This window comes from Methylobacterium komagatae (assembly GCF_042661665.1).
GTDB classification, from domain to species: Bacteria; Pseudomonadota; Alphaproteobacteria; order Rhizobiales; family Beijerinckiaceae; genus Methylobacterium; species Methylobacterium komagatae.
In genome coordinates this window covers 5515593-5529624 of sequence record NZ_JBHSWN010000001.1, presented here as the reverse complement: position 1 = coordinate 5529624, position 14032 = coordinate 5515593, and the positions used below count along the sequence as shown (strand labels likewise).

12 protein-coding genes and 3 pseudogenes are annotated in these 14032 nt (G+C 67.0%); 8 read left to right on the top strand and 7 right to left on the bottom strand.

Annotated features, from left to right (window positions below):
- Window positions 1-337, top strand: a pseudogene (locus ACFQE0_RS27420) (malate synthase G); the annotation flags it as partial.
- On the opposite strand, the gene ACFQE0_RS27415 reads toward ACFQE0_RS27420, so the two are convergent.
- Window positions 334-582: a hypothetical protein gene (locus tag ACFQE0_RS27415; RefSeq protein WP_378975165.1), complete on the bottom strand. Its 249-nt coding sequence runs from the start codon at window positions 580-582 to the stop codon at window positions 334-336. The pseudogene ACFQE0_RS27420 and the gene ACFQE0_RS27415 sit on opposite strands and share 4 nt — an antisense overlap.
- Before the next feature lie 89 nt (window positions 583-671).
- Here ACFQE0_RS27415 and nikR point away from each other — a divergent pair, with 89 nt between their 5' ends.
- A complete protein-coding gene (gene nikR, locus ACFQE0_RS27410; protein ID WP_378975163.1) occupies window positions 672-1109 on the top strand; it encodes a nickel-responsive transcriptional regulator NikR in 438 nt (145 codons plus the stop codon).
- Window positions 1110-1293: 184 nt separating this feature from the next.
- Window positions 1294-3359 (top strand): annotated as a pseudogene (locus ACFQE0_RS27405) (TonB-dependent receptor).
- A 6-nt stretch (window positions 3360-3365) separates the two neighbouring features.
- Here the strand turns inward: ACFQE0_RS27405 and ACFQE0_RS27400 are convergent.
- The 4 genes from ACFQE0_RS27400 to ACFQE0_RS27385 are packed head-to-tail and all read right to left on the bottom strand — an operon-like array spanning window position 3366 to window position 6371.
- Window positions 3366-3791 (bottom strand): protein tyrosine phosphatase family protein, encoded by a 426-nt coding sequence (locus ACFQE0_RS27400; protein ID WP_378975161.1) that lies wholly within the window; start codon window positions 3789-3791, stop codon window positions 3366-3368.
- 27 nt (window positions 3792-3818) lie between these two features.
- Window positions 3819-4577, bottom strand: a complete 759-nt coding sequence (locus tag ACFQE0_RS27395) for an ABC transporter ATP-binding protein (protein ID WP_378975159.1) — start codon at window positions 4575-4577, stop codon at window positions 3819-3821.
- Window positions 4565-5320 carry an ABC transporter permease gene (locus tag ACFQE0_RS27390; protein WP_378975157.1) on the bottom strand — a complete coding sequence of 252 codons (756 nt, stop codon included), beginning with the start codon at window positions 5318-5320 and terminating at the stop codon, window positions 4565-4567. The genes ACFQE0_RS27395 and ACFQE0_RS27390 overlap by 13 nt, the downstream gene beginning before the upstream one ends.
- 10 nt (window positions 5321-5330) lie before the next feature.
- Window positions 5331-6371, bottom strand: coding sequence for an ABC transporter substrate-binding protein (locus tag ACFQE0_RS27385; protein WP_378975155.1), 1041 nt, complete (start codon window positions 6369-6371; stop codon window positions 5331-5333).
- Between the two features lie 339 nt (window positions 6372-6710).
- Between ACFQE0_RS27385 and ACFQE0_RS27380 the strand changes: the two genes are divergently transcribed.
- The 5 genes and pseudogenes from ACFQE0_RS27380 to ACFQE0_RS27360 all read left to right on the top strand — a co-directional run bounded on the left by ACFQE0_RS27380 (window position 6711) and on the right by ACFQE0_RS27360 (window position 11235).
- On the top strand, window positions 6711-7211 hold the full coding sequence (locus ACFQE0_RS27380) for a GAF domain-containing protein (protein WP_378975153.1): 501 nt from the start codon (window positions 6711-6713) through the stop codon (window positions 7209-7211).
- Between the two features lie 12 nt (window positions 7212-7223).
- Entirely contained in the window at window positions 7224-7661 is a 438-nt protein-coding gene (locus ACFQE0_RS27375) for a GlcG/HbpS family heme-binding protein (RefSeq protein WP_378975151.1), read from the top strand.
- Window positions 7661-9254: pseudogene (locus ACFQE0_RS27370) on the top strand (peptide ABC transporter substrate-binding protein). Before ACFQE0_RS27375 ends, ACFQE0_RS27370 begins: the two are co-directional and overlap by 1 nt.
- Entirely contained in the window at window positions 9251-10174 is a 924-nt protein-coding gene (locus tag ACFQE0_RS27365) for an ABC transporter permease (protein ID WP_378975149.1), read from the top strand. Before ACFQE0_RS27370 ends, ACFQE0_RS27365 begins: the two are co-directional and overlap by 4 nt.
- Window positions 10141-11235 (top strand): ABC transporter permease, encoded by a 1095-nt coding sequence (locus ACFQE0_RS27360; protein ID WP_378975147.1) that lies wholly within the window; start codon window positions 10141-10143, stop codon window positions 11233-11235. The genes ACFQE0_RS27365 and ACFQE0_RS27360 overlap by 34 nt, the downstream gene beginning before the upstream one ends.
- Window positions 11236-11241: 6 nt before the next feature.
- On the opposite strand, the gene ACFQE0_RS27355 is transcribed toward ACFQE0_RS27360, so the two are convergent.
- Complete coding sequence (locus tag ACFQE0_RS27355) at window positions 11242-12195, bottom strand: D-2-hydroxyacid dehydrogenase family protein (protein ID WP_378975145.1); 954 nt, start codon at window positions 12193-12195, stop codon at window positions 11242-11244.
- A gap of 9 nt (window positions 12196-12204) precedes the next feature.
- Complete coding sequence (locus ACFQE0_RS27350; protein WP_378975143.1) at window positions 12205-13839, bottom strand: dihydroxyacetone kinase subunit DhaK; 1635 nt, start codon at window positions 13837-13839, stop codon at window positions 12205-12207.
- Window positions 13840-14032 lie beyond the last annotated feature (193 nt).

Below are 14032 nucleotides of genomic sequence, written 5' to 3'. Positions count from 1 at the left end.
CGACCAGGGCGTCGGCTGCTCCAAAGTGCCGGACATTCACGATGTCGGGCTGATGGAAGACCGCGCGACCCTTCGCATCTCGTCTCAGCACATCGCCAACTGGCTGCACCACGGCGTGGTGAGCGAAGAGCAGGTGATTGAGACGCTGAAGCGCATGGCGAAGGTGGTGGATCGGCAGAACGCGGGCGATCCGCTCTATAAGCCCATGGCCCCCGGCTTCGACGGACCGGCCTTCCAAGCGGCCAGTGATCTGGTGTTCAAGGGCCGCGAGCAGCCGAACGGCTACACCGAATGGGTCCTCACGGCCCGCCGCCGCGAGGCCAAGGCAGCCCGTTAGACCGGCCCGGCGCGACGCCGTTCGTGGCGCCACAGCGCCACGGCGACGCGGCGTGCCTCATAACTCCGGCGCAGGGCGGTTCCCAAGCCGCCCTGGCCTTCGGGTGAATATCCATGGACGAGCACGCCGTCCGGCCCAAAATTGCGATGCATCTCGGCCCGCCACGACCTGTCGGCCGCTGCGAGCGCCGCTTCGGTAATGCGGAGACGATCCGGCTCTGCGGGCGGGGGCGGGTAGGCGCTCATACCCACTAACGCGTCACCTCGTGGCGAGGTCCCTGTTCACCGCTGCATCATCTCCTTAGGGAAGACTTCGGCGAGGGGGTGGGGCGAGCATGCAGCGCATCACGATCACGATCGACGACGAATTGCTGGATGCGATCGATCGCCTCTGCGAGCGACGGGGCTACGGCAGCCGTTCGGAGGCGGTGCGTGATCTCGTCCGCGGTGCGGTTGCCCCCGTCCAGACGACGGACGCTAAAGATGCGCCTTGCTACGGTGCCCTGAGCTACGTCTACGATCACGGCACACGCGATCTCGCCCGGCGCCTGACCGATGAGGGCCATCATCACGGCGTATCCATCGCCAGCCTGCACGTGCATCTGAACGCCGACGATTGCCTGGAGGTCGCGGTCTTGAAAGGATCGGCGGCGGCCATGCAGGCCTATGCCGACAGCGTCACCACGCAGCGAGGCGTGCGCTACGGCCAACTTCACCTTATTCCGGAACGCGTGAACGAGGCGCATCGCGCCCATTCGCACGGGAAAGCCTGAGTTACTTCGGCAACAGACAGAAGTATGATCTTTGCGTATGTTCTGCATACGCAAAGGAGCGTGATCGGCGCGCCTCCAATGCGATGAAAGGCCGTTGCCCCTGTCGAGTGCTTTCCCATCGAACCTCTTCCATATGACGCTGCTTGGCGGGGTAGCCACCTTGTCTCTCGTCGCGGGCGTTGCCATGGCTGCACCCAACGAGCAGGCGGTGAGCCTGTCGGAATTGTCGGTCATCGCCGAGGCACCCGTAGCGACAGCTTCGGCCACGCCGAACGCATCCGCCGCCTATGTCGGCGGGATCACCGGGCGCGGCGGCGCCCTGCAGCCGGTCGAAGCAGCGAGCGCCGGGATCATTACGGGCGCGCAAATCAACAGCCGGCCGGTCACGCGCCCCGGCGAGGTTTTAGAGGAAATTCCCGGCCTCATCATCACGCAGCATTCTGGTGAGGGCAAAGCCAACCAGTATTTTTTGCGCGGCTTCAACCTCGATCACGGCACCGATATCGCGATCAGCGTCGATGGTATGCCGGTCAACATGCGGACCCATGCCCATGGCCAAGGCTATGCCGACCTCAACTTTCTCATTCCGGAGCTTGTTGGGGCCGTCGAGTTCCACAAGGGGCCTTACTTCGTCCGCGACGGAGATTTCACCTCGGCCGGCTCTGTGCGGATTGATTATCTCGACACGCTCGAGCGCAATATCTCGCTGGCGACCTTCGGAAGCTTCGGTCTGAAACGGGGTTTGTCGGCCGCCTCAGTGCCGCTCGGCACAGGCAATCTGCTCGTGGCAGGCGAGGCGCAGACCTATGACGGACCCTGGGCCGTGCCAGATGCCCTGCGCAAGTTGAACGGCGTCATCCGTTTCAGTCAAGGCACGGCTCTAGACGGCTTCGCCGTCACCGGGATGGCCTATTGGGCCAAGTGGAACGCCACCAACCAGATCCCCGAGCGGGCGATCGCGGAGGGGATCATAGGCCGTTATGGCACCCTCGATCCAAGCGATGGTGGCGATACCGGCCGGTTCTCCCTATCGGGTCGGTGGAGCCAATCGGATGCAGGCGGCGTCACCAGCGCCTCGGCTTATGTGATCCGTTACCAGATGAACCTCTGGAACAACTTCACGTATCTTCTGAACGACCCGATCGGGGGCGATCAATTCCACCAACGCGATAGCCGCGTCCTCGGCGGAGGGAGATCGCCCGCGTGTTCCAGGGCGACCTGTTCGGTCTGCCAATGGAAAACGAGATCGGCTTTCAGACGCGGACGGACGACATCCGGGTTGGACTATTCAACACCACAACGCGCCGATACCGCTCGACCGTGCTGGATGACAGCGTGCTGGAGGCAAGCGCTGCCGTCTACGTTGAGAACCGCGTGCGCTGGACGGACTGGTTTCGCACCTCGGTCGGCTTCCGGGCCGACGGTTATTATGCGGATGTCCGCTCCGATACGCCTGCCAATTCGGGTCGAGCTCGCGATGGGATCGTCAACCCGAAGCTCGGCGCCGTGTTCCGCCCCTGGCAAGATACCGAACTTTACGTGAATTACGGCGGTGGCTTCCATTCGAACGACGCGCGCGGCGTCACGGCGACCGTCGATCCAGCAAGCCCCCTGTTCAACGTGCTGCGCTCCCCTTTTCTCGTTCCCTCGACGGGGTCGGAGATCGGTTTCCGCAACCGTTCGATTGCCGGGCTTGAGACTTCGCTCGCGCTTTTTCAACTCGACTTTGCCTCGGAGAACCTTTTTCAGGGCGATTCCGGCACGACTGAACCGAGCCGTCCTACGCGCCGCTTCGGCATCGAGTGGACCAACCATTACGCTGTCACGCCATGGCTCGTGCTTGAAGGCGATCTGACCGTCACCAACGCCCGGTTCTCGGACCGCGACTCGGTCGGCGCCCGTGTGCCGGAGGCGCCCACGACCATCGCCTCGGCAGGTATCACCTTCGGCGAGGGGCTTGGCTGGTTCGGCTCGTTGCGGTTCCGATATTTCGGCCCGCGTCCCCTCATCGAGGACAATTTCGTCCGTTCGAAGCCGACCGCTCTGCTCAACGGGCGGATCGGCTACCTCTTCGAGAACGGGGTCAGCCTTTCACTCGACGTCCTCAATCTCACCAATGCGAAGGCAGATCAGATCACGTATTTCTATGTGTCACGCCTTCCCGGTGAGGATGCGGCAGGGGTCGCCGACCGCCATTTTCACCCCGTCGAACCCACCGCCATGCGGTTGACGCTCGCGGGGCGATTCTAGGCACATTCAGGAATGCACTCGAAGCCAGGAAAGAGCGCCGGAGAGGTCGAAGCCGCGCTCCGCGCCGAACGCCACGACATCATCTCGCGACATGCGGCCACCCAGGACTTCGCCGATCACCCAGAGGGTGAGAGAGCGCGTCCCGCTCCGGCAATGGGCGACGACCGGCCCCCCTGCTTCGTGCACCGCCTGGCCGAACGCCTCGACATCCGTCCGCGTGATCGATCCGCCCGTGACCGGAATGTGCCGGTAGCGCAGGCCCGCGGCCTCAGCAGCGGCGGCCTCCACGGCGCTATCAGGCTGGCCCGGCTCCTCGTGCTCGGGCCGGTTGTTGATCAGAAGCCTCGTCCCATGCGTGCCGAGGATCGCGATCTCGCTCTCATCGGGCTGTGACGCGACCGTGAAGGTGTCGGTGATCGGGGTTAGCTTCACGGAACACCACGGGACACGAGGGAAGCGTCAGGCCGCGACGCGGTCGGTCAGGAGCAGGTCCGAGCGGATCCGCTGCGCCATATCCTGAAGGGCGGGGGACGTCCGATCGCGAGGATGGGGCGTGTCGATCACGTGCGTCGCACGGATATGACCCGGCGAGCCCGCCAGCACCACGACCCGGTCTGCGAGATAGACCGCCTCTTCGATGTCGTGCGTGACGAACAGCACGGTCTGGCCTGCCGCGCGGCACAGGCGGATCAGTTCATCCTGCAACGCTTCGCGGGTCAGGGCGTCGAGGGCCGAGAAGGGCTCGTCCATCAGGAGCACGTGCGGCTGAACCGCCAGAGCGCGGGCCAGGGCGACGCGCTGCCGCTGGCCGCCGGACAATTGAAACGGCCACCGGTTGGCCAGATCGGCAAGGCCCACGCGGGCCAGCGCGCTTTCGGCCCGCTCACGCCGCTCGACACGCGAAAGCTTCAGCTTCTCAAGGCCGAAAGCAACGTTGTCGAGGATGCGCCGCCATGGCAGCAGTCGCGCATCCTGGAAGACCAGCGCGACGGAGCGCCGTCCCGGCTCGGGTGGGCTTACCGTCACCGTCCCCTCGCTGGGCCGCACGAGGTCAGCGATCACCCTGAGCAGCGTGGACTTGCCGACGCCCGAGGCGCCGACGATGGCCAGGAACTCGCCCGAGGCGATGTCCAGATCCAGCCCTTCGAGCACTTTCGTCCGGGTGCCGTCACGGGTGAAGGTCAGGGCGAGGCCCCTTATGCCGATCAGGCCCGCCATTGCAGGATCCGCCCCTGGAGGAAGGTGAACGCGGCGTCGATCAGCCCGTAGAGAAGGGCCATGGTCAGCATGTAGACCACCACGATATCGGTCGCGAGCAACGTCGAGGCTTGCATCATCCGTTGGCCAAGGCCGGGAACGCCGAAGATCTCGGCGGCCACCACCGCCATCCATGCCTGCCCGAGGGCGGTGCGCACGCCGACGAGGATGCCCGGCATCGCAGCAGGCCAGACCACCTTGATCAGACGCTCCGGTGCCGAGCGGAAGCCAAAGGCCGCGGCAAGTTCGATCAGGTCGCGGTCGACGCCCCGGATCGCGCCATGGGCTGCGAAATAGACGATCCAGAACACGCCGATGGCGATGATGAACACGGCCGCCGACGGGTTCACGCCGAACCAGATGATCGCGAAGGGCACCCAGGCGAGACCAGGCACGGGGCGCAACACGCGTACCACCCAGGCGGTCAGCCCCTCGGCCGTACGCAGGAGGCCGGTGACGGTGCCCGCCGCGATGCCGAGCGCCACACCGATGCTCAACCCCAGGACATAATGGCCGAGGCTTCCGCCGATGGCGGCGGCCCACTGGCCCGAACTCAGTTCGCGCAGGAAGGCGGCGGGCAGCACGGAGGGCGGTGGCAGGAAGGCCGGATTCACGAGGCCCAGAAGCGGCACCGCTTCCCACAGGCCAAAGAAGGCAACGAGGCCGATGAGCGGCAGGAAAGCCGCGAGGGGATGAGCCTTCACGTGTTCGGCTTCACTTGGCAGCTAAGGCGCGCTCATAGAGGCGCGGATCGAACAGGCCGTCGAGCGAGACATCGCGGTCGAGGGCGCCGATCTTGACCTGATACTTCTGCATCGCGGCGGTGGCCTCGACGATCGAGCGGGGATCGGCCGAGAAGCGCGTCGCCGGGGAGGCGAGGGCGCGCCGGATCGTGGCGGAATCGATGAGGCCCTTGCCGAGCGCCCCCTCGATGGCCGGGGTGACCTTGGCGGGATCGCGACCGATCAGGTCGATAGCACGCACGATCGACGTGACGACCGCCTGCGCGGCCTCCGGCTCCTTGTCGAGGAACGCCTTGGTAACGGCGACGACGGTCCCGGGCTGGTTCGGGAACATCTCCCCGCCGAGCGCCATCAATTTGATCTCCGGGTTGCGCCCTGTGACGATGGAGACGGCGGGCTCGCGCAGCGTGCCGCCATCGACAGCGCCCGCCAGGATCGCCTGTTGGGTCGCGTCGATGCCCATCGAGACGATGGTGACATCCTTCGGATCGGCCTTCGCGACTTCCCAGAGCCAATATTGGAGCGTCGTGTTCGGCACGGAGCCGAGGGGCTGCGTGGCGAGCCGGGCCGGAACCCCAGTGGCGGCGCGGAAGCGCTTGAACACCTCGGCGGGGGGAACATCCTTCTCGGCGAAACGGGCGAGCTTCGGCCCGGCGATGAAGACGTTTTCCTCAATGGCCGTCGAGGCGACGACCTTGATGTCGAGGCCACGCGCGCGGGCGACCACGAGGGGCGCCACTCCCGCGACGTAGACATCGAGCGTGCCAGAGGCGAGGGCCTGAATCGCGTTGGGGCCGGATTCGAAGGTCGTGACGGCGGGGGTCAAACCGGCTTCCTTCAGCCAGCCCTCCTTCTCGGCGACATAGATCGGCGCGGCCGCCAGGATCGGAATCAGACCAACCTTCACGGTCAGCGGCGTGGCCCGCGTTTGAGCGAACGCCTGCACCGGCTGGGTGAGGGCGGCAGCGCCGAGGAGCGAGCCTGCCTTCAGGATGCGACGTCTCGTGAACATGGTGGGGGCCGGCGGTGCAGGGGGAGAGGCTGTCGCTTACGGGATCGTCTTGCCGGAAAGCAAGAAGCCCGGTCATGCGCATGGGGGCGGTCTGCCCCTTGTCCACGTCGGTCGCTACCAACTCGACGGCGGACCTCCCCTATCGCATTCAGATAGCGTTAAGGGCACGAGGCTCTAATTCTTAACGAATTTCCTTCGAGCTTCACCGATGCGGCGTACTTCCGCCAAGCTAGGAGCTTGGCAGTGGAACGGGTTCGCGGCTCTGGTGCTTAGTGAAAGAGGAATGTGGTGGGATCACGCGGGTCCCGTAGTGCGATGGTTCATCGCGAGTTTTCCGGAATGTTGCTGACCACCGAATACGAGGACGAACAGGGCGTCAGGCTGGCCGCTGCGGCCAAGCTGCTGAGTGCTGCGCGCTCGGTGGACGAGATCGTTGCGGGCCTGCGGCAGACCGCGCGAGACATCATCGGCTCGGACGGAATTGCGGTGGTTCTGCGTAAGGGTGATCTTTGTCACTACGTCGAGGAGGACGCGATCGAGCCGCTCTGGCGCGGCGCGAAGTTCCCCATGGACGAATGCGTCTCAGGGTGGGCGATGCACCATCGGCGAACGGTCGTCATTCCGGACCTGGAAACCGACCCGCGTGTGCCGCAGGCGGCCTATGCCCGCACCTCCATCCGCAGCCTCGCCATGGTGCCCATGGGAGCCCCGGAGGCGGTGGCGGCGTTGGGCGCCTATTGGTGTGCCTATGTCGAACCGGACGATTCCACCGTCAGGCGGCTTGAGATCCTGGCCCAGGTGGCGACAATTGCGTTCTCGCGCCTGTCCGCGCCCGCCTGACCCGAAGAGCCGATGATCGACCTGAGTCTGGAAGCCGCCCGCATCGTCGTGGCGACGGCCCTTCGCACGGCACGCGAGCGCAACCTGAAGCCCCTTGCGGTTGTGGTCTACGATGCGCGCGGCGCGCTGAAATGCGTCGAAGTCGAAGACGGCACATCGCTCCGCCGGGCCGAGATCGCCAGCGGGAAGGCCAATGGCGCATTGGCGCTCGGCATGGGCTCGCGGGCGATCCACGCGCGTGCCGAGCAGCAGCCGTATTTCGTGGCGGCCGTCACTCACCTCGCCGGGCCTGCTGCCCTCGTACCGGTGCCGGGGGGCGTTCTGATCCGCAATAAGGATGGGCGTCTGCTCGGCGCCATCGGCATTTCCGGTGACACGTCCGACAACGATGAGATCTGCGCCGTGGCAGGGATCGAAGCCGCCGGGCTCGTGGCCGAGACGGGGGCCTGATGCGCCTGCGGCGGCGGGACTGGCTCGCCGGGGCCGCAGCCGTCGCCGCCGTCGGACCAGCCCCAGCGGCGGGGGATTCCCTCTACCGACGCGGCAATGACGCCGATCCGGAGACGTTGGATCCCCATAAATCCTCCACCGTCGCGGAGGCGCATATCCTGCGCGACCTCTGCGATGGTCTGCTCACCTACGACAACCTCGGGGCTATCGTGCCCGGTGCGGCAAAGGAGTGGACGGTCTCCGACGACGGCAGAACCTACCGCTTCACCCTGCGGCCGGATGGCCGTTGGTCGAATGGCGACCCTGTGGCGGCGGCTGACTTCGTTTACTCCCTTCGCCGGATCATGGACCCGGCCACCGGGGCGAAATACGCCGAGGTGCTGTTTCCGATCCTGAACGCGGCCGCGATCAATCGCGGCGGGCGGCTAGCCGACAGCCTCGGCGTCTCCGCGGCAGACCCAGCGACGGTCGAAATCACTCTGGAAGAGCCGACGCCCTACTTTCTGGAATTGCTGACGCATCAGACGGCGGCGCCGGTCCATGCGGCCTCGGTGGCACGACATGGCGAGGCGTTCACCCGCCCCGGCCATCTCGTCACGAACGGTCCTTACCGCCTCGTGGACCGGGTGCCGGGTGACCGCATCCTGCTGGAGGTGAATTCTCACCACCCCGAAGCGTCGTCCTTCGCCATCCGCAAGGTCGCCTTCCTGCCCACCCCGGACCTCTCGGGCGCGGTCAGGCGCTACGCGGCGGGAGAGATCGATTCCCTGGCCGACCTGCCGGGCGATCAGATGGCGGCTCTGCGCACGCGGTTTGGATCACAGGTGGTGCTTGGGCCCGCGCTCGGCCTCGCGGCGCTCGCGGTGAATACGCGTAAGGCGCCCTTCTCCGATGTGCGGGTGCGGCGCGCGCTCTCCCTCGTCATCGACCGGGACTACCTCGCCAAGGCGCTGTTCGGCGATACGATGAGCCCGGCATGGTCCCTTTGTCCGGAGGGCCTCGACCATTACCGCACGCCCCCCGAGACCGAAGGTCGGCAGGGCCTGCCCATCGATCACGAGGAAGAGGCGCGGGGGGCTGCTCGCGGCGGCGGGCTTTGATCCGACATCGAACCCGCTGCGCGTCGAGTATCGCTTCAACATGAGCGACAACAACCGCAACATTGCGGTGGCGCTTGCGGAGATGTGGCGCGACATCGGCATCGTCACGCGCTTTGTCTACACCGACGCGAAGACGCATTTTGCCTATCTTCGCGACGGTGGCGATTTCGACATCGCCCGCATGTCGTGGATCGCCGACTATTCCGACCCGCAGAATTTCCTGTTCCTGCTCCAGACCGGCAATGACGGGTTCAATGCAGGGCGCTGGTCGAACGTTGAATACGACGCGCTGCTGAAACAGGGCGCGGCCGAGCGCGACCTCAAGCGCCGGGCGGACATCCTCTACAGGGCGGAAGAGATCGCCCTGCGCGAATTGCCCTGGATTCCGCTGATGCATTACCGGACCAAGGCGCTGATCTCGCCCCGCCTTCACGGTTACCATCCGAACCTGCGCAACGCCGCGCCGACCCGTTACCTCCGGCTCGTTTCATGATCGGCCTCGTCGCTCGGCGGCTCGCTCAAGGCGTACCCACGCTTCTTGCCGTGGTCGCGGTGAGCTTCTTCCTGATGCGTCTTGCGCCCGGCGGCCCCTTCGATCTCGAACGGCCTCTCTCGCCGGCGGCGATGGAGAATCTTCGCAAGGTCTATGGTCTCGACAGGCCGCTGATCGCGCAGTTCGGCAGCTACCTCGCGGCCCTGGCGCAGGGTGATCTCGGACCCTCCTTCTCGCTCCGCGATATGAGCGTCGCGGGGTTGATCGCACGGGGGCTTCCGGTCTCCGCGACGCTCGGCGCCCTCGCGCTCGGCCTCGCCACGATCGTCGGTGTCGGCCTCGGCTGCATCGCGGCGCTTCGGCGGGAGGGATGGGTCGATCGGGTCATCGGCCTCGGCGCCGCGCTCACCCTTTCGCTGCCGAGCTTCGTTGTGGCGCCGCTGCTGCAGATTGCCTTCGGGCTTAGCCTGCGCTGGCTGCCTCTGAGCGGTTGGGAGGGAGGCGATTGGCGCCACCTCATCCTGCCGGTCGTCACCCTCGCCCTCCCGCAGGTCGGCGCGCTGGCGCGGCTTACCCGTGCCTCGCTGGGGGAGGTGCTGCGAACCCAACCAGTGCGGACCATGCGCGCCTTCGGCCTGCCGCCTGTCCGCGTCACGCGCCATGCCCTACGGGGCGCTCTCCTGCCGGTCGTGGCCTATCTCGGGCCCTTGGCTGCCGCCTTGCTAACCGGCTCGGTGGTGGTGGAGACCATCTTCGGCCTGCCGGGCATCGGCCGCTACTTTGTGGAGGGGGCGATCAACCGCGATTACACGCTCGTCATGGGCGTGGTGCTCTTGGTCGCCGTGCTCGTCATCATGTTGAACCTCGCCGCTGACATCGCCTGCGCATGGCTCGATCCGCGCTTGCGGGCCGGGACATGATGAAGAGGCTCATCCGCGAACGCGGCGCCGTGGCGGCGCTCTGCGTGTTGCTGCTCATCGCGCTCGCCTGTCTTGTCGGACCCGCGCTCACCGGCCATCAACCGGACCGGTTCTATCCGGACCTGCGCCAGCTCCCTGCGGGGCTGACAGCACAGCCCGACGACGACCATCTTCGCCCGGCCCTGGACCGGATCTCCTTCCGCATGAGGGCGAGCGTGGCCGAAGCCCGGCGGGAAGGCGACCGGCTGCGCCTGACCCTCACCGCCGACACGCCCATCGACCGGCGCAGCCTCGTCTACCTGCCACGCTCCGACCTGTTTGGCGCGTCCGCCATCGTGGCCGAGGAGCAGGGCGGGCGGCGTCTGGTCCTCGACATGCCGGTGCGGCGCCTGCACTTCCTGCTGGGCACCGACATTCATGGGCGCGATCTCTTCACGCGCAGCCTCGTTGCGGGCCGGGTGTCCCTCGCGGTGGGGCTGACCGCGACCCTCGTCGCCCTGCTCATCGGCGTCGGCTACGGCGCGGTGGCGGGTTACGCGGGCGGGGCTGTGGATGCCGCGATGATGCGCGTGGTCGATGCGCTCTACGCGCTGCCCTTCGTGTTCTTCGTCATCCTGCTGCTGGTGTTCTTCCGGGCGAGCCTCTTGCTGATGCTGCTGGCCATCGCGGCGGTCGAGTGGCTCGACATGGCGCGCATCGTCCGGGCGCAGACGCTCTCGCTGCGCGAGCGTGACTTCGTCCGCGCCGCGCGCGCCCTCGGTCTGACACCGGGAGCGATCGTGCTTCGTCACATCGTACCGAACACACTGGGGCCGGTCGCCGTGGCGGCGACGCTCCTCGTGCCGCGCGTGATCCTGCTGGAGAGCTTCCTCTCGTTCCTGGGTCTCGGGGTTCAGGAGCCGCAGACAAGCTGGGGCGTGCTGATCGCAGAGGGAGCCCGCTCCATCGAGGCGGCGCCGCACATGCTCGCGGCGCCTGCAGCCTTTCTCATCGCCACCCTGGTGTCGCTGAATCTGTTGGGCGACGGGCTTGCGGATGCGGTCGATCCCCGGACGCGTTGAAAGCGATCAGCCGAGCTGCCGCACCGGGCTCCCCGCGCGCCACGCCTCGATATCCTCCACGGCCTGCGTGAAGAAGCGCGTATAGTTGCCCTGCGAGACGTAGCCGAGATGGGGCAGGGCTAACACGTTCGGCAGGTGGCGGAACGGGCTGTCGGCGGGAAGGGGCTCGGTGTCGAAGACGTCGAGCCCGGCGCCCGCAATCCAACCCTCCTCAAGGGCGCGCATCAGCGCCGCCTGATCGACGAGTCCGGCGCGCGATGTGTTGATGAGATAAGCGCTGGCCTTCATTCGCCGAAACTCGGCTTCGCCGACGATGTTGCGGCTCCGCTCGCCCAGCACGAGGTGCAATGTCAGAAAATCGGAAGCCTCGCACAAAGCCCCCTTCGAGGCCGCGAGAGTCGCACTTGCCTCCCGCGCCTGCTCCTCGGTGAGATTCGGGCTCCAGGCTTGGACGTTCATGCCGAAGGCTCGGCCGATGGCGGCCACGCGTGCCCCGATCTTTCCAAGGCCGAGGATTCCGAGGGTCGCACCCGACAGGTCCGCGCCGATGGTGCTCTGCCACGCGCCGCCGCGCACGTTGGCGACCTCCTGCGGGAGGTGCCGCGCGAGGCCGAGGATCAGCGCCCAGGTCAATTCCGTGGGCGGTGTCGGGCTCGAATCGGTGCCGCAGACGGTGATGCCCCGATCTCGTGCCGCTGCGAGATCGATGGAGGCGTTACGCATCCCGCTGGTGATGAGCAGCTTCAAATTGGGCAACCGCGCCAGCAAATCCGCCGGGAAGGGCGTGCGCTCGCGCATGATCACCAGGGTCTCAGCCTGTTCGATCCGCGCCACCAGGGCATCCCGGTCAGAAATGTAAGTGTTCACGGTCGAGACCTGCACGGCGGGCGCCAGCCGTGCCCAATCCGCGAAACTCAGAGCGGCATTCTGATAGTCGTCGAGGATCAGGCAGGTCTGCATGGCGAGCTTTCAGGTGAGTGCGGCGAAGGCGATGGCGATGGCCGCCGCGCCGGGATCTTCCGTGCCTTGGAGATCGCCCGAGGCAAGGTAGCTCGACCGACCCGTCGCGGCTCGGGTCATCCCCGCGGTGGCGCGGGCACCCTCCCTGGCCGCATGGGCGGCCGAGGCGAGATCCCCGGTCTTGAGGGCATCGAGCGCCGGGATCAACGCGTCGAGCATCGTGCGATCGCCCGGTCCCGCGCCGCCATAGGCACGCACCCGCGCGACACCCTCGTGGAGCGCTTCCGGCCAAACTGCGCCCGAGGCGAGGGAGGCCCCCGCCGCCGCGAAGAAGATCGAGCCGAGCACACCGCTCGATCCACCCGCGGCACGGCCGATCCGTTCGGCCAGGGCGCGGGCGAGGGCAGGCGGATCGGCTTGGGGCAGCTTGTCGAGATCGGCCAACACGGCACGGGCCGCGCCCGCGAAGGTCGTGCCGGTGTCGCCATCGCCGACCTTGGCGTCCAGGGCATTCAACTCCGCTTCGGCGGCGACAAGGGCCTTCGCCACCGCCGCGATCCGCGCGGCGGCTTTGTCATCCCGCGAGGGCGTGAAACGCTCGCCTTCGAGCCCGCCGGGCAGCGGCTTCACCTGGGGCGCGGCGATCCTCACGGCCATGGGCCAGTGCAACACCGGGACGGGCGACAGAAGGGCTTCCTCCAGTTCGCCGTCTAGGGCCAGGAAAGACAGCGACGCGCCGTGCATGTCGAGCGCTGTCATGGCAGGCGCCGGGCCCAGCAGCAGCCGCACGCGTTTGCCGAGATTGGTGGCGAGGACCGCGCGCGTCAGGACCTGCATCTCAAGGGACGTCGTCGCGCCGAGATTGTTCACCAGAAGCGCCAGAGGACCATCGCCAGGCAGGGTCGCAGCCAGCCGCTCCGTCATGATTCGCGCGAGGTCGGATGCCGGGGGCAGGGCGACGCGTTCGACGCCCGGCTCGCCATGAATGCCGAGGCCAAGCTCGGCCTGTCCCTCTTCCATGCGCTCGGCTCGACGCGAGCCGGGAATGGTCGCCGTGGACACCGCGATGCCCAAGGAGCGCGCGGCCGAAGCCGCTCGCCGGGCCCGCGCCGCGACCTCTTCCAGCGGTAACCCCGCGGCGGCGGCATGGCCCGCCACCTTGTGGACGAACAGCGTCCCCGCGACGCCGCGCGGCTGGGTGGCGCCGGGCAGGGCGATGTCATCGGCGACGAGCACTGTCTCGACGGCAATGCCCATGCCGCGCGCCCGCTCCGCGGCGAGGCCGAAATTGAGCCGGTCGCCCGCGTAATTCTTCACGACGACGAGGCATCCCGCCGGGCCGCTCACCGCCAGGATTCCGGCTAGAACCGCATCCGCAGAGGGCGAGGCGAAGACATCGCCGCAAACCGCCGCATCGAGCAGCCCAGCGCCGACGAGGCCCGCATGGGCGGGCTCGTGCCCCGACCCGCCGCCGGAAATGACTGCGACCTTGCCCGCGTCGCGCTCGGCCCGGAGTACCACGCGGATATCGGGATAGCCGTCGAGCCGCGCGAGTGTTCCGCCGCCCGAGGCCAGCAGGCCATCGATGGCATCGGTGACGAGGCTGTCCCGCGCCTCGATGAAGTGCCCGAGCGTGCGAGCCATGACGCATTCTCCAAATAGGCCGCGATTCCCTTTGCAGCCCGTTTTCAGCGTGGCCCGATCCGAAGCTGCTGACAACGTCCGCAGGGCTCGGCGCGTGGCGCCGCTTCTCCGTTGACACCACCTTGGCCGCCGCTATCGATGACATCGCATATAAAATCCGCGGGCAAAGTTCGCGGGCCACGAGGAAATGCCG